Raw genomic sequence first — 19109 nt, 5'->3', positions numbered from 1 at the left:
ACCCGCACGTTACTGTACCGTCTAGACTGTACAGCAGCCGATGCCGTACCGTAAAGCCATGCCTGCACAGACATCCGCACGGGACCGCGTCCTGTCCGCCTATGAGGAACTGCTGATCAACGAAGGTCCCCGCGGAGCCACCCTGGACGCAGTGACGGCATTGGCCGGAGTCTCCAAGGGCGGGCTGCTCTACCACTTCAAGAACAAGGAAGCCCTGGCCGCAGGCCTCCTGGACCGGCTGCGCCTGCTCGCCGCCAAGGAGCTGGAAGACATGCGGACAGCTCCTGACGGGCCCGCCCGCTTCCTCGTCCGCGAGTCCCTCTACGTTGGAAGCGACCTGGACCGCGCGCTCATCGGCGCCGTGCGGCTGGCGCAGGCCAACGACGCCGCTGCTTCCGAGCTGCTGCAGCAAATCCACCGCGACTGGTTCGACCTGGTGGTCGCCGAGGTCGGCGACCGTGCGACAGCCCGCGCCATCATGCTGTTGGGTGACGGACTCTATTACAACGAAGGGCTGCCCGGCGGCTGGCCGCAGGATAAGAACTCACCCACGTCCGGCCCGGTGGAAGAGCTCCTGGACATCGTGGATCTACTCAAGGAGCAGGCCTCCGCCAAGCGCGGCTGACCTTTGGTCCCGCGCAGACGCCGTCACCGCACGATGGCTTCCGCGTAACACGTGTGCCGTGTGGCACAGTATGTGCCATGGAAACCAGCACAGCAGACCTCTATGACGAACACGGCGACGCACTGGCTTCGGTGTCCCTGCAGTTCCAGGACCTCGGCGGACACACCCGGTTTACCGGCCCGGTCCGCACCATCCGCTGCCTGGAGGACAACGGACTGGTGAAGTCCACGCTGAACTCCCCGGGAAACGGCGCTGTGCTGGTGGTCGACGGCGGCGGGTCGCTGAACACCGCCCTGATGGGGGACATGATTGCGGAGGCCGCCGTCGCAAACGGCTGGGCCGGCGTCGTCATTAACGGACCCATCCGCGACCGGGCCGCCGTTGCCAAGCTTCCCCTGGGCGTGAAGGCGCTCGGCTCCAACCCGCGCAAGAGCGCGAAGGACTCCGTTGGCGAAGTGGACGTTCCCGTGGAGTTCGGCGGCGTGATGTTCCGCCCCGGCGCCGTCCTGTACGCCGATGAAGACGGCATCCTGGTTGAACGCTAGGAGCCGGACGTGTCCCATGTCCTGCTGTTCCACCACGAACTCGGGCTGACCCCGGGAATGGATGCGGTGGCGGACCTGCTGCGGGACGCCGGCCATACTGTCACCGCTCCGGACCTGTATGACGGACGCACGTTCGGCAGCCTCGAAACGGGCCGGGCATACGCCGAAGAAATCGGCTTCGACGTCATCGAGTCCCTGGGCGTACGGATCGCCGAACGACTGCCGGCCGATCTTGTCTATGTGGGGTTTTCCCTCGGGGTGATGCCGGCACAGCGCCTGGCCCAGACCCGCGCCGGTGCCCGTGCCGCGGTACTGGTCAGCGGCTGCGTTCCGCCGGGCACTTACGCTGACGCCTGGCCCGCGGGTGTACCGCTGCAGATCCACGCCATGGCGGACGATCCGGTTTTCGTGGAAGAAGGGGACCTCGACGCCGCTGCGAACCTGGTCGAGTCAATCTTGACGGAGTCAGGCGGCTCCTGGGGCGGGGGCGACTCTGTCGACGACGCGGCCGTCAAGCTCATCCTCTATCCGGGCAGCTCCCATTTCTTCGCCGACATCAGCTCCCCGGACTACGACGAGGACTACGCGCACGCCCTGACCGGAAGTGTGCTGGAGCTGCTGGCTGGCCTGGACGGCTGACCGGGTCCGCGCCGGCGTCCTGCTGCCCGGGCGGCCGGACCCCCCTGCGGCCTGGATCCATCCATTGCTGCGATAACGCTGCTTAGAGGTACTCCCCTACATCCTTTGCTGCAGTAACGCCGCTTTCAGGGTCCGACAACAACGTTATTGCAGCAATGAATGGCCGACCCCCTTCCATAGCTGCGTTATTGCAGCAACAGACGACCGGAAACCAGAGCTCACCGCAAGGCGGCGGCGCTGGCTCAGGGGCTTCCAGCACTCGGCCCACATCCTGGCTGCCGGCGCCCTGGCCCCCCCTCAAGCGTCAACACCCGTTAAAGAGCCGCAGTCCGCACCCTAAGGGCACGGACTGCGGCTTCCTGCGTTGCGGAAGGCTAGGCGTTCCAGAGACCGTACGAGTCGGCCAGCGAGGAAATCTTCTGGGCACGCGCCAGGCGCGGCAGGTAGGACCCATCGCCGACGACAGCGCCCGCAGCGTGCGCGTCCAGCAGTTCGTGGGCCCAGACAATCTCGGACTCACTGGGCGAGAGCCCCTTGTTAATGGTGTCCGCAGCTTCGGGCATCAGGCAGAGTTTGCCGGTCATGCCCATGGAGGCCGTGACCTTGCACGCGTCCAGCAGCTTTTCGCCGAGGGTTCCGGGCGTCGGTCCGTCGATCGGGCCGGGCAGCTGCCCCACGCGGGAGGCCACCACCAGCTTGGAGCGGGCATAGGCCAGCGCCATCGGATCATCGGAGGCGCCGGTGTCGCGGCGGAAGTCGCCCACGCCGAAGGCGAGCCGGAAGGTGCCCGGGGCGCTGGCGATCGCCGTCGCATTTTCGATGCCCAAGGCCGATTCGACCAGGGCGAGCACCGGAGTGCCGGCCTGCAGCCGCATCGCCGTGTGGGTTACCTGCTCAGGCTTCTCGGTCATGGCCAGCATGACGCCGCGCAGGCCCGGTGCCTTGGAGAGTGCCGCGAGATCGTCGGCCCAGTATTCAGTCTCGATGCCGTTGACACGCACCCAGGCCGTCATGCCCGTGGAGAGCGCCTCCACGACCCGTTCCCGCGCCTCTGCCTTGCCGGCGGCTGGTACGGCGTCCTCCATGTCGAAGACGACCGAGTCGGCTTCCGATGCCAGGGCGGGCGCAAAATTCGCTTCGTCCGCGGCGGAGGCCAGGAGCCAGGAGCGGGAAAGTTTCGCGGGCAGCGCCGCAGCGCGGCTGTTACGGAATGGGGCCATGGAATGAGCCTACTTTCCCGCCCCGGCGTTATCCCAACGGGGGCAGTATGCATGTGACAACGATTACTTCACCTCAGGCTGGTTCTGTTCCTGCCCCGGTGTGACGACGGCGATTTCCTGGCCCTCCGCGTCGAGCAGTTTCCCGTCCTTGATGTGGTCCCCTTCCCGGAGCATCCGCAGCTGCTCGGTGCGGATGACCCGCACCGGCGCTTCCGCGAAGACACTGGGATCCTCGGGGTTGCCGGCCTTGATGTGGTTGAAAAGGATGTTGAGAAGGATCGCCATGACGGCGGCGGAACTGATGCCGGAGTGGAAGATGGTGCTGAACCAGGACGAGAACTGGTCGTAGAACGCCGGTGCCGCGATGGGGATCATACCGAAGCCGATCGAGGCTGCGACGATGATCAGGTTCATGTTGTTCTTGTAGTCCACCTTCGCCAGGGTGCGGATTCCGCTGGCGGCAACCGTGCCGAACAGGACGATTCCGGCGCCGCCGAGGACCGGCGTCGGCACCGCGGCAACAACCCGGCCCAGGACCGGCAGCAGGCCCAGGATCACCAGGATCAGGCCGCCGGCGCTGACCACAAAGCGGCTCTTGACTCCGGTGATCGCCACCAGGCCGACGTTCTGGGCGAACGCGCTCTGGGTGAAGGAGTTGAAAACCGGCGAGAGGGCGCTGGAGAGCATGTCCGCCCGCAGCCCGTTGGCAATCCGCTTGGAATCGACCTTCGTGTCCACGATTTCGCCGACCGCGAGGATGTCCGCCGTCGTTTCCGTCAGTGTCACGAGGATGACGATGCACATCGAGATGATGGCCGCGACCTCGAACGTCGGCATGCCGAACGCAAACGGGGTGGGCAGGGCGAAGACCGGCCCCTCCCCGACGCCGGAGAAGTCGGCTTTGCCAATGACGACGGCGAACAGCGTGCCGAACACGATCGCAAGGAGGATGGACAGCCGCGAGATGGTGCCGCTGCCGAGCTTGCTGAGCAGCAGTACGGCCGCCAGGGTCAGCGCGGCCAGGCCGATGTTGGACACACTGCCGTAGTCTTCGGCCTGGGCACTGCCGCCCATGGCCCAGTTCGCGGCCACCGGCATCAGTGTGAGGCCAATCGTGGTGATCACGACGCCGTTGACCACCGGTGGGAAGAAGCGGATGACTTTCGCGAAGATCGGGGTGATCAGCAGACCGATGACCGATGCGGCTATCACGGCACCGAAGACTGCCTGGATACCTCCGCCTCCGCTGAGGATGGCCGTCATGGTGGCCACGCCGGCGAAGGAAACACCCTGGACCAGCGGAAGCTGGGACCCGAAGAACGGAACGCCGAGAGTCTGCAGCAGTGTTGCCGCACCTCCAACAAAAAGGCAGGCGGCGATCAGCAGGCCGATGTCCGCCGAGTCCATCCCCGCTGCCGAACCGATGATCAGCGGCGGAGCGATGATTCCGCCGTACATGGTCAGCACGTGCTGGAAGCCGTAGGCGAAGGTGCTCCCCAGCGGCAGGACTTCATCTTCCGGCCGGGCCGGCTTCCCGCCCCGGCCCGACGGCTTCGCGGCCTCTGCGTTACGGCGGCGCATCAGCAGAATCCTGCAATCGTGTTCCACACCGGGCTGGTCCCGGTGCTGCCTTCGCGCTGGACTGCAGCTTCGATCAGTCCGTACGGGCGGTCCGCGGCGAAAAACACCTCGCCCGGGTTGTCCAGGCCAAACGGCTCAAGGTCTACGAGGAAGTGGTGGTTGTTCGGCAGCGAGAGCCGGACCTCTTCGATTTCCGGATGGGCAGCCAGCACGGCCTTGCCCATCTCGAACATGGTCTGCTGCAGCGCCAGGGAATGCGTGTTCGCGAAAGCGTCCAGCATCAGCTGCCGCACGGAGGCGTAGGAAGCATTGAAGTCGATGCCGTCCACCGAGCCGTAGCGCCATTTGGCGCTGACGTCGGTCGCCAGGATCCGGTCCGTTGTCTCGCCGAGGGTGGTGTAGCGGTCCCGCGGAAAGCCATGGAACTCCGAGCCCGTGGACTTCAGGACGGTGAGGCCGGAGATACCGGCCACCAGGTGCCGGCCGGAACCTTCGGCCAGCAGGACTGCGGTACGGACTTCGCTCTTGTCTTTGGCGAAGGCATGGTCGTGGTCGCTGATCCGGTTCCAGAAGTACTGCTCGGCGGCCCAGCGTCCGCCGCTCACCCAGTCGAATCCGGAGGTGAAGTGCTCGGCGAGCCGGAGCAGGAAGGCCTCCGGAGAGCTGACCCCGTCGCGGGCGAAGGCATAGATGGTGTTCTTCTGGGTGTCCGTGGCGACGACGTGGGCGTTGTTGCCCTCCGTGTGCGCGGCTTCAAAATCGCCGTGGAGCTGCGACGTGACGCTGAGGTCTTCGATGCTGTGCCTGGCCGTGTCACGGGTGACCTTCACGAGCCGGACCTCGGCTTTGCCGTACTGGTTGGGTCCGAGCACGATTCGGGCAGTTTCCGCTCCGCCGGCTCCGGCAGTGTGCGTTGTTGAGGTCATGGCTCAGCTTCCTCGGTAGGTTGAATAGGCGAACGGGCTCAGCAAAAGGGGCACGTGGTAGTGCTCCCCGGTTTCCGCCACGACGAAAGTCAGTGCGACGGAAGGAAAAAACGACGGCGTTCCTGAGGCTTCGAAGTAGGGTCCGGTCGCGAATTCGATCCGGTAGGTCCCGCCCTGGAGCCGCTCGGGCCCCAGATTCGTGATCCGCCCGTCGCTGTCAGTGACGCCGACGGCGAGCTCCCGCCAGTCGAGTTCTCCCAGGACCTGCAGCGATGCATGGACCCCCTGGGCCGGGCGGCCCGCGGCTGTATCCAGGACGTGGGTGGTGATCTGGCTTGTCATGGCGTTAGGAGCCCTTCCAGTCGGAGGATGGCGATTTCGCGCAGCTGGGAGGCGGTGACCTCGAGTTCGTCCTCGGCGGTGTTGTCCAGGCGCTCGGACAGGGCGGCCAGGATTTCCTCGGCGCTGCGTCCAGCGGCCCGGATCAGGAAGACCCGGCCGAAGCGTTCCTCATAGGCACGGTTTCCGGCCAGGAGCCGCTCCTGGACGTCCGCGGCAGTGGAGACACCGGCCTGCTCGCTGCGGGACATCCTGGCTTCGCTGCCGCTGCCTGCGGCCTTTTCACCGATGCGCGGATGGTGGGCCAGGGCTCCGTCGATCTCTGCTTCGGTCCAGTCGGGGGCTGCCAGTTCCGCGAAGGAGAGCAGTTCTGCCGGCGTCGCGAAGGGACGGGCGAAGGAGATTTCGGAAGCCCACCGGGGAATGTCCACGCAGGGTTTCAGGAGCGCCTGTGCCTCCTCGAAGGAAGCGGCGTTGAAGGCCGCCAGGAAGTCCTGGGAAGACTGTGGGTGCACGGGTGTCAGCTTTCAGTTGGGACCGGCTCCCCCGGCGCTGAACACCCTTGACCATCGGCAGGCGCCGACTTGATTCGATGTTTCCGGAGGAGTTTCTGTAATGCGGAATTTCTATTTCGAACAGTTTGGATTCTTATTTAGTCCCATGTCAAGGGTTAGGGCGGCACGGGAATCATTCAATCTGCGCTGCGTTTCGTTCAGGTAAATTCCCTGCCCTGCGCGGGATATTTTGCCGCAGGGTATTGTCCGCGCGTGGATTCTGTTGAATAATTCGCCGGCCGCCCTCACCCTCTTACCCGCCGGCGACGAGCCGCCGTGCCGCTTCGGAATGCCGCGCCGTGAGCGCCGCCAGGTCCAGTCCGGCGATCTCGCCGTCGAGCACCCGCCACTGCCCGCCCACCATGACCCGGTCCGCGCGGTCCGCCCCGCAGAGCAGCAGGGCCGAGAGCGGGTCATGGGACCCGGAGAAGCGCAGGTCGTCCAGCCGGAAGAGGGCCAGGTCCGCCTGCCTGCCCGGGGCGAGTTCGCCAATATCGGTGCGTCCAAGCGCCCGGGCCGACCCCTTGGTCGCCCAGCCCAGTGCGCGTTCGGGCGTGATGGCCTCGGCACCGTACCGCAGGCGCTGCAGGTAGAGCGCCTGCCGTGCTTCCAGGATCAGGTTGGAAGCGTCGTTGGAGGCCGAACCGTCAACGCCCAGTCCCACCGGCGCTCCGGCGTCCTCCAGTTCGGCCATCCGGCCGATGCCGGAAGCTAGGCGCATGTTCGACGTCGGACAATGCGCGACGGCGGTGCCCGCGGCGCCCAGCCGTGCGATTTCCTCGTCGTTGAAGTGCACGCCGTGGGCCAGCCAGGTCCGGTTCCCCAGCCAGCCGACGCTGTCCAGGTAGTCCACGGTCCGCAGCCCGAACATGTCCAGGCAGAAGGCTTCCTCATCCATGGTTTCAGCCAGGTGGGTGTGCAGCCGCACGTCATGCTGCTCGGCGAGCGCGGCGCTGTCCTTCATGATCTGCCGGGTGACGGAGAACGGCGAGCAAGGGGCCAGGCCGATCTGGATGACGGCGCCGTCCCCGCGCTGGTGATAGGTGCCGATCAGCCGTTCGCTGTCCGCCAGGATGACCTCCGGAGCCTGGACCGTCTGCCGCGGCGGCAGGCCGCCGTCGTCCTCCCCCAGCGTCATGGAACCCCGGGTGAGCATGGCGCGCATGCCCAGCTGGCGGACAACCGAAACCTGCACGTCGATTGCGTCGCGGAGGCCGTCCGGAAAGAGGTAATGATGGTCCGCCGCAGTGGTGCAGCCCGAGCGCAGCAGCTCTGCCAGCGCCACCGTCGTCGCCAGTTCCAGGTCTTCCGCGGAGAGCCTGGCCCACACCGGGTAGAGGTTCTTCAGCCAGGGGAAGAGCGGCGTGTTGACCACCGGCGCCCAGGCGCGCGTGAGCGTTTGGTAAAAGTGGTGGTGCGTGTTGATGAGTCCGGGCAGCAGGACGTGCCCAGAGGCGTCAAAGACCTCCGAAACGGGAGCGGACGGCTGCTCGCCGGCCGCCAGGACCTCGGCGATCCGGCCGTCTTCTATGACCAGGCCGCCGGCGCCGTCGAGGTCATTGGCAGTAAACGCAGCGAGGGGATTCTGGATCCAAAGGCGGCTTGGTGCGGGCGCATGGTTCATGGGCGGGTCCTTTGCGGTGAATGCCGCGTGGGACGCCGTGCAGGTGCGGGCGCGCCAGGGGCGGCCAGCTCAGTGCGGCTTGTCTGCTGATCCAAGAAGTCCGGTGGGATCCGGTCCTTCGCGCCAGCGTAGGACGGCGCCGGGAAGGCGGTCAAGAATGTTTCCTGCACCATTTCCGGACAATACGCGGCGGCATGGCGTGACCGTGGTAGGCTCCTTTCCAATTCGGGCCCGAATTGCCTGTTTTGTTTAGCTGTGCAATTCGGCTGCCCGGCGAGAAGATAAGAATTGGATTCGCGGATTTAAGGCCCACCGGTATCTGCACCCGGTGGGGAACTCACCGCTTGGTTGCTGGATTGGCCGGTGGCGGTGCCGCCGGTCTGCCGCTGAAGGGCAGGGTGCCGTGCTGGATCACTGGGACGACGTTGTCAGAGCCCTGGGCCGGGGAACCCCATGCGCCGCAGCCACCATCATCCGGACCTCCGGCTCTGTCCCGCGCCCAGCCGGGACCTCCATGGTGGTGGCGGCCGACGGCGGTGTGCTGGGATCGCTGACCGGAGGCTGCGTGGAGGCAGCCGTACTGGAGTCGGCGCTGGAAGCCATCGCTGACGGAAAACCCCGGACAGAATCCTTCGGTTACAGCGACGGCGATGCCTTCGCCGTCGGCCTCAGCTGCGGCGGCAGCGTCGACGTCCACATTCTGCCGCTGGCTCCAGGCAGCCTTCCGGACGGACCGGTTCCTTCCGCAGTGCTGCGCCGGCTCGACGGCGGGGCGCACCTTCCGCTGCCCGTGGCAACGGGTGAGGACCTTCGGAACGCCCTGGAGGCCCTGCTTCCCGGGGCAGGGTCATCGGTGCCGGACCAGCTGGCAGGCATGCTGGCTGCCGGCCAGACCGGCACCCTTCCGCTGGCGGACGGGGAGTGCGGCCAGACGGCAGAACTGTTCCTGGAATGCCGGGCCGCTGCCCCGACGCTGCTCCTGCTTGGAGCCAACGACTACTCGGCAGCCCTGTCCCGGATGGGCGCCCTGCTGGGCTACCGGGTCACGGTTGCCGACGGGCGGCCCGCCTTTACGGATCCGCGGCGCTTTCCGGAGGCCGACGCCGTCGTCGTGCAGTGGCCGGATGCCCTGGTCCGCGCCGAGCAGGAAGCGGGCCGGCTGGATGCCCGTTCGGTCATCTGCCTGCTCAGCCACGATGCCAAATTCGACGTCCCGGCGCTTGCGGCAGCCCTGCAGTCCGGGGCGGGATATGTCGGGGCCATGGGATCACGCCGCACGCACCGGCACCGGCTGCGGGCCCTGCGGAACGCCGGTGTCCCGGAGGCAGCCCTGGCGCGGCTGCACTCGCCCATCGGGCTGGACATCGGCGCGGTAACGCCCGCGGAAGTCGCCTTATCGGTGTTCGCGGAAGTGACGGCCGCCCGCAGCGCCGCCAGCGGAATGCCGCTGCGCGGGCTCAGCGGGCCCATCCATTCCCCGACCCGCCTTCTCAACCACCTCACGGCCAGCTAGGAGATCCCCGCACGTGGACATGAATACCATTCAAGACCTGGTGCCCACTGCCCAGCCCTCCGACTGGCGTCCGGGAGACGCCTGGCTGGCAGGAGGGACCGTGCTGTTCTCCTACGGCAGCTCCACCCTGCAGCGGCTGCTGGACATTACCCAGGGCGGGTGGGAGCCGCTGACCGCCTCCGCGGAGGGGCTGGAGATCGCCGCGACCTGCACCATCGCCGAGCTCTACGCCTTCGCCGGCGAACTGCCCCCCGCCGCCTCCGAATGGACGTCCCTCGCTGCGGTTCGCCCGTGCTGTGAGGCGTTTGTCGCCTCCTTCAAGGTCTGGAATGTCTCCACGGTGGGCGGAAATGTCTGCACTGCACTGCCGGCCGGCCCCATGACCGCACTGACTGCGGCCCTGGATGGCCAGGCCCTGGTGCTTTCTCCGGACGGCTCCAGCCGCACCCTGCCCGTCACGGAAATGGTGACCGGCGACGGTGAGACCGCCCTGGCACCCGGGGAACTGCTGCGCAGCATCACGCTCCCCGCGCAGGCGCTGGGCTCGCGGACTGCCTTCCGCCGGCTGTCCCTGTCCAACCTCGGGCGCTCCGGCGTCCTGGTGATCGGACGCCTTGACCCGGACGGAACGTTCGTCCTCACCGTTACCGCGTCCACCGTGCGTCCGGTCCAGCTGCGCTTCGGCGCCCTGCCGGACCAGGCTGAACTCCGCGCGGCGCTCGATGACGCCATTCCGTTCACCCTCTACCACGACGACGTTCACGGCCTGCCGCAATGGCGCCAGTACATGACCGAACGGCTAAGCGAAGAAATCCGGGCCGAACTTGCCGGAGAAACGGAGGCAGGGCAGTGACGTATTCGGTCAACGGCCGGGACATCCCCGCCGAACCCGCCCCCGGACAGTGCCTGCGCACCTTCCTCCGCGAAGCCGGGAACACCGGCGTGAAAAAGGGGTGCGACGCCGGGGACTGCGGTGCCTGCACGGTCCACGTGGACGGGGTGCCGGTCCACAGCTGCATCTATCCCGCCCGCCGGGCCGAAGGCCGCGAGGTCACCACGATTGAGGGACTGGCCGACGGCGGCACGCTGCACCCGATGCAGCAGCAGTTCCTCGACGCGCAGGGTTTCCAGTGCGGATTCTGCACCGCGGGCGTGGTGATGACCGCCGCCACCTTCGGACCCGAGGAACTCGGGAACCTGCCGCGGGCGCTGAAGGGCAACCTGTGCCGGTGCACCGGCTACCGGGCCATCGAGGACGCTGTGCTGGGCCGGCAGAACATCTGCGGCTCATCCGAGGGCTGCGGTGCTGCCTGCGGTGCCGGCGCGGCCGAGACCCCGGCCGCCGTCGGGCACAACATTCCGGCACCGGCAGGTCCGGCGATCGTCACGGGCGCCGCCCGCTACACGCTGGACCTCCCGCCCGAGTCCCTCCCCGGCCTGCTGCACCTGAAGCTGGCACGCTCCCCGCACGCACATGCCCGGATCCTCTCGATCGACACGTCCGCTGCCCTGGCGGTTCCCGGGGTGGAGGCCGTGTTCACGCACGACGACGCTCCCCTCCAGCGCTTCTCCTCCGCCCAGCACGAACTGCACACCGACGACCCGGCCGATACCCGGGTACTGGACGACGTCGTCCGGTTCAAGGGCCAGCGGGTCGCCGCCGTCGCAGGCACGTCCGTGGCCGCCGCGGAAGCCGGCTTCCGTGCCCTCAAGGTGGAATATGAGGTGCTGCCGGCCGTCTTCGAGCCCGACGACGCCCTGGCGCCGGACGCGCCGCTGCTGCACGCCGCCGCTGCGGCCGAGACCGGCGTCGGAACGCCGGCGGCAACCAACATCGTGGCCGAGCTGCATTCGGTCATCGGGGACCCCGAGGCCGGATTCGCCGGAGCGGCCGCCGTCCACGAGGGCACGTACTACTCCCAGCGGCTGCAGCACGTTGCCCTGGAGACCCATGCCGCCATTGCCTCGTTCGACGAGGACGGCCGGCTGGTCGTGCGCACCTCCACCCAGGTGCCTTTCCTGGTCAAGCGCACGCTGTGCCGGGTGTTCGACCTGCCCGAAGACAAGGTCCGGGTGGTCTCCGGCCGCGTCGGCGGCGGCTTTGGCGGCAAGCAGGAAGTGCTGGTCGAGGACATCGCGGTGCTCGCTGCCCTGCGGCTTGGCCGGCCGGTGCAGCTCGAACTCACCCGTGAGGAACAGTTCACCGCCACCACCACGCGCCACCCCTTCCGGGTGAAAGTCCGTGCCGGCGCGGATGCTGCTGGGAACCTCACCGCCCTGGCAGTCGACGTCACCACCAACACCGGTGCGTACGGCAACCACGGCCCCGGTGTGATGTTCCACGGCTGCGGCGAATCAATGGCCGTCTACCGGTGTGCCAACAAGCAGGTCGATGCGCGCGCCGTCTACACCAATAACCTTCCGGCCGGTGCGTTCCGGGGTTATGGCCTGAGCCAGATGATCTTCGCGATTGAATCCGCGCTGGACGAACTGGCCCGTTCCCTGGAGCTGGATCCGCTCGATTTCAAGCAGCGGAACCTGGTGGTGGAAGGCGATCCCATGATCTCCACGTCCCCGGAACCCGCCGAAGACGTGCTCTACGGCAGCTACGGACTCCAGGAATGCGTGGACCTGGTCCGCGGTGCGCTCGACGCCGGCGCCCGGGATCCGGAACGGTCCGGGCAGTCGCTGGGCGGGGACTGGCTGGTTGGCACGGGCACCGCCGTCGCTATGATCGACACCGTGCCGCCGCGCGGACACGTGTCCCATGCCCGGATCTCGCTGCGGCCGGACGGGCGGTACGGGCTCGACGTCGGCACCGCGGAATTCGGCAACGGCACCACCACCGTCCATACCCAGCTGGCCGGCAGCGCCCTGTCCACGGATCCGGGCAACATTGTCATCCGGCAGTCCGATACCGACCTGGTGGACCACGACACCGGCGCCTACGGCTCCACCGGCACCGTGGTCGCCGGGAAAGCCTCGCTTGCCGCCGCCACGGAACTGGCGGCGCGGCTGAAGGGCTTCGCCGCGTCACTTTTCCGGAACACGTCGGCGCAGGTGGCGCTGGTATCGGATGCCGTGGTGTGCGGCGAGGAGCGTGTTCCCCTGGCCGAGGTCTACCTGCGGGCGCAGGAAGCCGGCGTTGAGCTGGCGGCCGAGGGCCGCTGGGGCGGCACTCCGCGGTCGGTGGCGTTCAACGTCCAGGGTTTCCGGGTGGCAGTAGACCCCGGGACCGGAGAGATCCGCATCCTGCAGAGCGTGCAGGCAGCCGATGCCGGCGTGGTCATGAACCCGATGCAGTGCCGCGGCCAGGTGGAAGGCGGCGTGGCGCAGGCCCTGGGCGCTGCCCTGTATGAGGAAGTGCAGGTTGATGAGTCGGGCCAGGTGCAGACCCGCATCCTGCGGCAGTACCACATACCCACTTTCGCCGACATACCCCGCACGGAGGTGTACTTCGCGTCCACGGATGATGCGCTGGGCCCCATGGGCGCGAAGTCCATGAGTGAGAGTCCGTTCAATCCGGTGGCTCCGGCGCTGGCAAGCGCCCTCCGGGATGCCACCGGACTGCGCCTGAACCGGCTCCCGTTCGCCCGGGACCGGGTGTACCTGGCGCTGCGGGAAGCGGGCTGGCCGGCGAAGGTCTCCGCCGCACGATAGTTCTGGTTGCACGGTCGCTCTGGTTACACGTGAGCTCTGGTTGCACCCAGTGCAACGATGCACCTAGTGTAGGAGTGTGCTTGACGCCGGATCTCCTCCAGACCGCCGTGCCGCCCTGAAGGGCAGGCACCGGCAGGCCATTGTGGACGCCTGTGCAGGCCTGCTGACCGAGCGGAGGGGAACGGACTTCTCCGTGGATGAGCTCGCGCAGCGCGCAGATGTCTCCCGCCGCACGGTCTTCAACCACTTCGCTTCCCTGGACGACGTTGTGCTGGAAGTCGGCACCGGCGTCGTCGCTTCCGCCCTGGTTTTGCCCGGCGGCAGGGCCCCGGAGGGCTACTCGCCGCTGGACGACCTGGTGGACCTCGTCAGCTCACCCCGCTTCATCGAAGCGGTCTCCTACCTGACACGTGTCCTGGGCCGGGCCGACAACCGGTCCTCACCCGAGCAGGCCATCATGGCCTTCCGCTCCGTGACCATGGCCAGCGACCAGGTCATGGCTTCCCTGGCCACCCGGCACCCGGAGTCCAACCCGGAGGATATCCAGCTCCTGGTCGGCACCTTCGCGGGCGGCGTCAGCGTGCTCTACGAACTCTGGTGTGCCCAAACCGGAGCCGTAGACACTCCTGAATCCCGCGGTGCCTGGCTGGAACTCCTGCAGCGCCTCGTCGCTGCCCTCCGCAGCGGAAACCTCGCCGGCACTCCCCCGGGCACCTCCTAGAACTTCACTCCCGGCGGCTCACCCCGCCACCTTCGTCCGCAGCAGATTTTCGTTTTTCGACAAGGACCACACATGGCTGAATTCCTATACCGCCTCGGACAGGCCGCCGCCAGGCGCGCCCGCTCCGTCCTAGCGCTGTGGATCGGGGTGCTGGCCATCTGCGGAATCTCCTTCGCACTCTTCGGCGGCACTCTCTCCACCGCAATCTCGATTCCGAACACGCCGACCACCCAGGTCACCGACCGGCTGCAGCAGGAACTGCCGGAGGCGTCCGGCGGATCCGGATCGGTGGTCTTCCAGACCGAGGACGGCTCGGAGTTCACCCCCGAACAGCGGGACGCCATTGCTGCCTTGGTTGAAGACGCCAAGGGCGTGGACGGCGTGGAAAACGCCGTGGATCCCTTCGCCACCGAAGCCCAGCGCGAAGAGCAGGTCAGCCAGCTCTCTGAGGGCCAGGCGCAGCTGGATGCCGGCCGCACCCAGATCGAGGCGGCCCGCGCAGAACTTGACGCCGGCCAGGCGCAGCTCGACGCGGCGCGCGCCCAGGCCGAAGCCGCCGGCATGCTGGCCATGGCGCAGCCCCAGCTGGATTCCCAGCAGGCCCAGCTCGACGCCGGCCGCGCGGAACTCGAAGCGCAGGCGGCCGCGGCCGAAGAGAAGGCACCGCAGCTGGAACAGGGAGCCGCCCTGCTGGACATGGCCTCCAACATCCGGATGGTGTCGGAAGACGGCAGCACCGCGATCCTGACCGTGGTCTTCGAGGACCCCCAGATGGAGGTCACACAGGAGACGAAGGACGCCCTGGTGGCCGTCTTTGAAGACGCACCGGTCGACGGCGTCACCACTGACTTCTCCACCGACATCGCCCAGGGCATCCCCAGCATTGTGGGTATCGGCGAGGTTGTTGGCCTGGTCGTAGCCGCCATCGTGCTGGTCGTTATGCTCGGCACCTTCGTCGGCGCCGGCCTGCCGCTTATTTCTGCACTGATCGGCGTCGGAATCGGCGCCCTCGGCGCATTGGCATTCTCCGGCGTCGTCGAAATGATTTCCGTGACGCCCGTGCTCGGCCTGATGCTGGGCCTCGCGGTGGGCATCGACTACACCCTCTTCATCGTCAACCGGCACCGCCGCCAGCTGAAGCAGGGCTATGACCTCGAGGAGTCCATCGCCCTGGCCAACGGCACCTCCGGCAACGCCGTCGTCTTCGCCGGCGCCACGGTGCTGATCGCCCTGCTGGCCCTGAACATCACCGGCATTCCGTTCCTTGGCCTGATGGGCACAGTCGGTGCTGCCTGCATCGCCATCGCGGTCATGATCGCCGTGACGCTGACCCCGGCGATGCTGAAGCTCGTCGGCATGCGGATCCTCAGCAAGAAGGAACGCGCGTCGAGCACCGCTGCGGCTGAGGCCCCCCGGCCCGCAACAGCCCCCGTGAAGCCTATGTCCACTGTGACCGCCGTACTCACCGCACTGGTATCGATTGCTGCCCTGCTGTTCATCGCGGTTCCGTCGCTGGACCTGCGCACCGGCCTTCCCGACGGCTCCTCCGAGGCACATGACTCCACGCAGTACCGGGCATACTCCACGCTGTCGGAGAAGTTCGGCGAAGGCCAGAACGGCACCCTGCTGGTTGTGGCAGAACTTCCGTCGGAACCGACCGAAGCCGAAGCAACCGAGATCCAGGCCGAGATCGCCGGGATCCTGTTCGAACAGGACGGCGTTTCCGCAGTAGCCCCGATCGGCTCATCGGAGGACGGCAGCACCGTCGCGTTCCAGGTTGTTCCGGAGGAGGGGCCGACCAGCGAGTCCACCGAGAACCTGGTCCACACCCTGCGGGACATGTCTCCGCTGAACGATGAGTACGAGATCGGCGTAGCCGGTACGGCCAGCGGCAACATCGACATTTCTGACAAGCTCTCCGATGCACTGCCGATCTACCTCGGCGTTGTGGTTGGCCTGTCCCTGCTGATCCTGATCCTGGTGTTCCGGTCCATCTACGTCCCGGTCATCGCCACGCTCGGCTTCGTCCTGTCCTACTTCGCCGCGCTGGGCGGCGTCGTGGCGATCTACCAGTGGGGCTGGCTTGCCGGTGTCTTCAACGTGGAGACCCCCGGCCCGATCCTGAACTTCCTGCCAACCATCCTGGTGGGCATCCTGTTCGGGCTGGCCATGGACTACATGCTCTTCATCGGCTCCGGCATGCGTGAGGCGTACGCCCACGGCGCCCCGTCACGCGTCGCCGTCGTGCAGGGTGTCCGGGCCGGACGGGCCGTGGTCACGGCCGCGGCCATCATCATGGTTTCGGTCTTTGGCGGGTTCGTCTTCTCGCACAGTGCCATGATCCGTCCGATCGGCTTTGCCCTGGCCTTCGGCGTCCTTCTGGATGCCTTCGTGGTGCGCATGCTGCTGATCCCCGCCCTGATGCACCTGGCCGGAGACAAAGCCTGGTGGCTGCCGAAGTGGCTGGACAAGATCCTGCCGGACGTCGACGTCGAAGGCGCCTCACTGGAGCGCCGGCACCCGCACATGGACCACCGGGAACCCGAGCCCGCAAACCACGGCGGCTAACCGTCTGATTCCAGCGCAGCAGCTGCCCCCGGCCATCCGCCGGGGGCAGCTGTTTTTCGTCATACTCGGGGTTTCCACGAAACAAATTTTGGACCGCGTCCAAAAGGCGTCAGCATAAATCCATTGGACTAAGTGTTTTATTGGCCTCAGTCCAACACATGTTTGAGCAACGGCGCGGCCCCGGGGGGAGTGGATTCGTGCCGAATCGAAGTTCCACATTTTGCCGCTCCCCTGCCAAGCCCGTTCGCTGACCAGGAGACCCATACTGTGAGCCGCTCCCTGCCCGTACGCCTTTCTGCTGTTGCCGCCGCGGCAGCTGCCGTCCTGGCACTGGGCGCCTGTACCACTGCAGACGATTCAGATGCCTTTCGTGCCTGCCTCGACAGCGCCTCGCTTCAGTTCACGAGCATTTCTGCGACTGATGAGCATCTGTCCTGCGGTCCGAGTGAGGTGCCTGTCTCCTGGCTGGCAGCAGGTCCCGCCGAGGGGTCAGTATCTGCGATGACTGCGACGGCTTCACCCACCGCCGGCGATAAAGGCGACGAGGGTGATAAGGGCGACCGTGGCGAGCAGGGTGCCGCGGGCGATCGAGGGGCGGACGGCCAGAGGGGCGCGGCCGGGGCACAGGGCCAAAAGGGTGCCAATGGCGATCCCGGTTCAGATGGCGCTCGAGGAGCGAGTGGTGCCGATGGTGAGCCGGGTGCGGACGGGGCCGACGGCGTTCCGGGCGTTCCGGGGCCAGCCGGTCCGAAGGGCGACACCGGCGCCAAAGGCGACAAGGGAGACACCGGAGCAACCGGCGCCGCGGGGATCCCGGGCCGGGACGGCAACAGCATCCACAGCGGTGCCGGCATCCCCGCCAGTTCAGTGGGAATCCACGGTGACTTCTACTTGAACACCACTGCGTTCACCGTCCACGGGCCCAAGTCCGGCGGGGTGTGGCCGAGTGGAACGCAGAGCCTGATCGGGCCGCAGGGCCCCATCGGCCCCCAGGGGATCCAAGGGCTCCCGGGAATTCAGGGCACCACCGGTGCCACAGGACCGCAGGGGCCCTTTGGCGCCGCAGGTATTGTTGGGTCAACGGGTGCTACCGGGCCGGCAGGGCCACAGGGACCAGCAGGGCCACAGGGACCAGCAGGAGCGCCGGCTGCCTCTGTCCTCATCGGTTCCGTGTCCTTCGTTGACGCGGCCGACACCTCGGGGTTCATCCCCGTATCCGGCGGAAGCGAAGTCGTGTTCGGAATCTCCGATGCGGAGATAGAGATGCCCCGTGGCGGGATCATTTCAAAGCTCAGCGTCGCAGTGACCCCGCGCAACGGAACCGTGACCCTCTCCCTGTGGGTCGACGGCCAAATGGTGCCCCACTCCTGCACAGTTTCGTCCGGGCAGAAAACCTGCGCCGTCGTTACCGGGTCGCACGGGGTCAGCGCGGGGGCCGATGTGGCGCTTGGCTATACTGCCACCGGCACCGAGCCGGTACGGAATCTGCGCTACTCCATGGGTTTCGAGGGGTCTTAGCCATGCCGGCAGCGAAAGCGCTGAACCGTCGGCTCTTCCTGGCCGGAACCACGGGCCTGGCCATGGCCGCCGCCGCAACTGCAGCCAACGGAACGCTCCCCCGGGCCGGAGCCGCCCAGGCACCGGATCCCTACTCGCTGGAGCTGTGGGAACCACTGCTGGGCCGCGCCCTGGCCATTGGCGCCGGCAGTATTCGCCTGACTGCGGTGGACCGCGGTCCCCTCGGATTCAGGCTTCTCTTTGAGGTCGGGGGTGCTATCCCCGCGGACGACATCTACACAGTGCAGCATCCGGATTCCGGTCCCGTGGCCCTCTTTATGACTGCTCACGGAGAGCACGCCGCAGCCATCATCACTCACCTACCGAAGGAAACATCCTATGACTAGCGACCCATATGTCGGACAGATCATCATGGTTGGGTTCACCTTCGCCCCGCCAGGATGGGCCATGTGCGACGGACAGTTGCTGCCGATCGTTCAGAACACAGCGCTTTTTTCGCTGCTGGGCACAACTTATGGTGGCGACGGCAGGACTACTTTCGCCGTTCCCGACCTGCGAGGGAAGTTCCCCCTGCATGCGAGCGTCATGCGCTACCTCGGCAGTACCGGAGGGCAGGAAACCGTCACCCTGCAAACACAGCAGCTCCCGTCGCATGGGCACACCCTGCAAGCAGCGGTCGATCAGACCACGGACCGGCCCGCCGGTGCAGCACCAGCCCGCGGCGGGAGCTACGGCCCCCCAGCGGGAGGCACGCAGATGGTCCAGAGCGGCCCGACCGGCGGAAACCAGCCCCACGAGAACATGCCCCCGTACTTGGCCCTTAACTTCATGATCGCACTTGAGGGCATTTTCCCACCGCGCCAGTAGATGCCTTGAGCCTGACTACGGTTCAACTGCTGGGCTAGATCGCCTTGCCCGGATTCAGGATTCCCAGCGGATCCAGGGCAGCCCGGATGGTGTGCATGACTTCCAGCGAGACGTCGCCAAGCTCTTCCCGCAGCCAGTCCCGTTTGAGCAGGCCAATGCCGTGCTCCCCGGTCAGGGTTCCACCCAGGGACTTGGCGAGGTGGAACATC

General features: G+C 67.0%; 18 protein-coding genes. 11 read left to right on the top strand and 7 right to left on the bottom strand.

Annotation, left to right across the window (positions count from 1 at the left end; translation table 11 throughout):
• The first annotated feature begins 58 nt into the window (after positions 1-58).
• From LOC59_RS00090 to LOC59_RS00080, 3 genes are all read left to right on the top strand, one after another.
• Positions 59-625, top strand: coding sequence for a TetR/AcrR family transcriptional regulator (locus LOC59_RS00090; RefSeq protein WP_227896004.1), 567 nt, complete (start codon positions 59-61; stop codon positions 623-625).
• 77 nt (positions 626-702) lie between these two features.
• Positions 703-1170 (top strand): ribonuclease E activity regulator RraA, encoded by a 468-nt coding sequence (gene rraA, locus LOC59_RS00085; protein ID WP_229969977.1) that lies wholly within the window; start codon positions 703-705, stop codon positions 1168-1170.
• A 9-nt stretch (positions 1171-1179) separates the two neighbouring features.
• Positions 1180-1809 carry a dienelactone hydrolase family protein gene (locus tag LOC59_RS00080; RefSeq protein WP_227916064.1) on the top strand — a complete coding sequence of 210 codons (630 nt, stop codon included), beginning with the start codon at positions 1180-1182 and terminating at the stop codon, positions 1807-1809.
• A 374-nt stretch (positions 1810-2183) separates the two neighbouring features.
• Here LOC59_RS00080 and LOC59_RS00075 read toward each other — a convergent pair whose 3' ends face one another.
• The 6 genes from LOC59_RS00075 to LOC59_RS00050 all read right to left on the bottom strand — a co-directional run bounded on the left by LOC59_RS00075 (position 2184) and on the right by LOC59_RS00050 (position 8053).
• A complete protein-coding gene (locus LOC59_RS00075; protein WP_227896007.1) occupies positions 2184-3029 on the bottom strand; it encodes an HpcH/HpaI aldolase/citrate lyase family protein in 846 nt (281 codons plus the stop codon).
• A gap of 63 nt (positions 3030-3092) precedes the next feature.
• Positions 3093-4610, bottom strand: a complete 1518-nt coding sequence (locus tag LOC59_RS00070) for a nucleobase:cation symporter-2 family protein (RefSeq protein WP_229969975.1) — start codon at positions 4608-4610, stop codon at positions 3093-3095.
• Complete coding sequence (gene pucL, locus LOC59_RS00065; RefSeq protein WP_227916062.1) at positions 4610-5536, bottom strand: factor-independent urate hydroxylase; 927 nt, start codon at positions 5534-5536, stop codon at positions 4610-4612. The genes LOC59_RS00070 and pucL overlap by 1 nt, the downstream gene beginning before the upstream one ends.
• A gap of 3 nt (positions 5537-5539) precedes the next feature.
• Positions 5540-5878 (bottom strand): hydroxyisourate hydrolase, encoded by a 339-nt coding sequence (uraH, locus tag LOC59_RS00060; protein ID WP_229969972.1) that lies wholly within the window; start codon positions 5876-5878, stop codon positions 5540-5542.
• Complete coding sequence (uraD, locus tag LOC59_RS00055) at positions 5875-6390, bottom strand: 2-oxo-4-hydroxy-4-carboxy-5-ureidoimidazoline decarboxylase (protein WP_227896011.1); 516 nt, start codon at positions 6388-6390, stop codon at positions 5875-5877. Before uraD ends, uraH begins: the two co-directional genes overlap by 4 nt.
• Before the next feature lie 292 nt (positions 6391-6682).
• Positions 6683-8053 (bottom strand): 8-oxoguanine deaminase, encoded by a 1371-nt coding sequence (locus LOC59_RS00050; RefSeq protein WP_229969970.1) that lies wholly within the window; start codon positions 8051-8053, stop codon positions 6683-6685.
• Positions 8054-8456: 403 nt separating this feature from the next.
• Here LOC59_RS00050 and LOC59_RS00045 point away from each other — a divergent pair, with 403 nt between their 5' ends.
• The 8 genes from LOC59_RS00045 (at position 8457) to LOC59_RS00010 (ending at position 18900) form a co-directional block, all read left to right on the top strand.
• Entirely contained in the window at positions 8457-9566 is a 1110-nt protein-coding gene (locus LOC59_RS00045; RefSeq protein ID WP_229969968.1) for an XdhC family protein, read from the top strand.
• 13 nt (positions 9567-9579) lie between these two features.
• Positions 9580-10419, top strand: a complete 840-nt coding sequence (locus LOC59_RS00040; RefSeq protein ID WP_229969966.1) for an FAD binding domain-containing protein — start codon at positions 9580-9582, stop codon at positions 10417-10419.
• The gene (locus tag LOC59_RS00035) at positions 10416-13226 is read left to right on the top strand and encodes a molybdopterin-dependent oxidoreductase (RefSeq protein WP_229969962.1); all 2811 of its coding nucleotides are present in this window, start codon (positions 10416-10418) and stop codon (positions 13224-13226) included. The genes LOC59_RS00040 and LOC59_RS00035 overlap by 4 nt, the downstream gene beginning before the upstream one ends.
• Positions 13227-13302: 76 nt before the next feature.
• Positions 13303-13947: a TetR/AcrR family transcriptional regulator gene (locus tag LOC59_RS00030; protein ID WP_227896016.1), complete on the top strand. Its 645-nt coding sequence runs from the start codon at positions 13303-13305 to the stop codon at positions 13945-13947.
• Between the two features lie 72 nt (positions 13948-14019).
• Positions 14020-16515, top strand: a complete 2496-nt coding sequence (locus LOC59_RS00025) for an MMPL family transporter (protein ID WP_229969960.1) — start codon at positions 14020-14022, stop codon at positions 16513-16515.
• 267 nt (positions 16516-16782) lie between these two features.
• A complete protein-coding gene (locus LOC59_RS00020; RefSeq protein ID WP_229969958.1) occupies positions 16783-18033 on the top strand; it encodes a collagen-like protein in 1251 nt (416 codons plus the stop codon).
• Positions 18034-18035: 2 nt separating this feature from the next.
• Entirely contained in the window at positions 18036-18419 is a 384-nt protein-coding gene (locus tag LOC59_RS00015; RefSeq protein ID WP_229969956.1) for a DUF6916 family protein, read from the top strand.
• Entirely contained in the window at positions 18412-18900 is a 489-nt protein-coding gene (locus tag LOC59_RS00010) for a phage tail protein (protein ID WP_229969954.1), read from the top strand. Before LOC59_RS00015 ends, LOC59_RS00010 begins: the two co-directional genes overlap by 8 nt.
• A gap of 34 nt (positions 18901-18934) precedes the next feature.
• On the opposite strand, the gene LOC59_RS00005 is transcribed toward LOC59_RS00010, so the two are convergent.
• On the bottom strand, positions 18935-19109 hold a 175-nt coding region (locus LOC59_RS00005), incomplete at its 5' end, for an FAD-linked oxidase C-terminal domain-containing protein (RefSeq protein WP_331460399.1).

Source organism: Arthrobacter sp. zg-Y916 (genome assembly GCF_020907385.1).
In the GTDB taxonomy this organism is placed as follows: Bacteria; Actinomycetota; Actinomycetes; order Actinomycetales; family Micrococcaceae; genus Arthrobacter_B; species Arthrobacter_B caoxuetaonis.
Note: the sequence above shows the minus strand (reverse complement) of the source record. Positions and strands in the feature narration are given on the sequence as shown.

Coding starts and splice junctions, on each gene's coding strand:
- LOC59_RS00090 (WP_227896004.1), top strand. CDS start 59: ATGCCTGCACAGACATCCGCACGGGACCGCGTCCTGTCCGCCTATGAG.
- LOC59_RS00070 (WP_229969975.1), bottom strand. CDS start 4,610: ATGCGCCGCCGTAACGCAGAGGCCGCGAAGCCGTCGGGCCGGGGCGGG.
- LOC59_RS00010 (WP_229969954.1), top strand. CDS start 18,412: ATGACTAGCGACCCATATGTCGGACAGATCATCATGGTTGGGTTCACC.
- LOC59_RS00015 (WP_229969956.1), top strand. CDS start 18,036: ATGCCGGCAGCGAAAGCGCTGAACCGTCGGCTCTTCCTGGCCGGAACC.
- LOC59_RS00025 (WP_229969960.1), top strand. CDS start 14,020: ATGGCTGAATTCCTATACCGCCTCGGACAGGCCGCCGCCAGGCGCGCC.
- rraA (WP_229969977.1), top strand. CDS start 703: ATGGAAACCAGCACAGCAGACCTCTATGACGAACACGGCGACGCACTG.
- pucL (WP_227916062.1), bottom strand. CDS start 5,536: ATGACCTCAACAACGCACACTGCCGGAGCCGGCGGAGCGGAAACTGCC.
- uraH (WP_229969972.1), bottom strand. CDS start 5,878: ATGACAAGCCAGATCACCACCCACGTCCTGGATACAGCCGCGGGCCGC.
- LOC59_RS00075 (WP_227896007.1), bottom strand. CDS start 3,029: ATGGCCCCATTCCGTAACAGCCGCGCTGCGGCGCTGCCCGCGAAACTT.
- LOC59_RS00050 (WP_229969970.1), bottom strand. CDS start 8,053: ATGAACCATGCGCCCGCACCAAGCCGCCTTTGGATCCAGAATCCCCTC.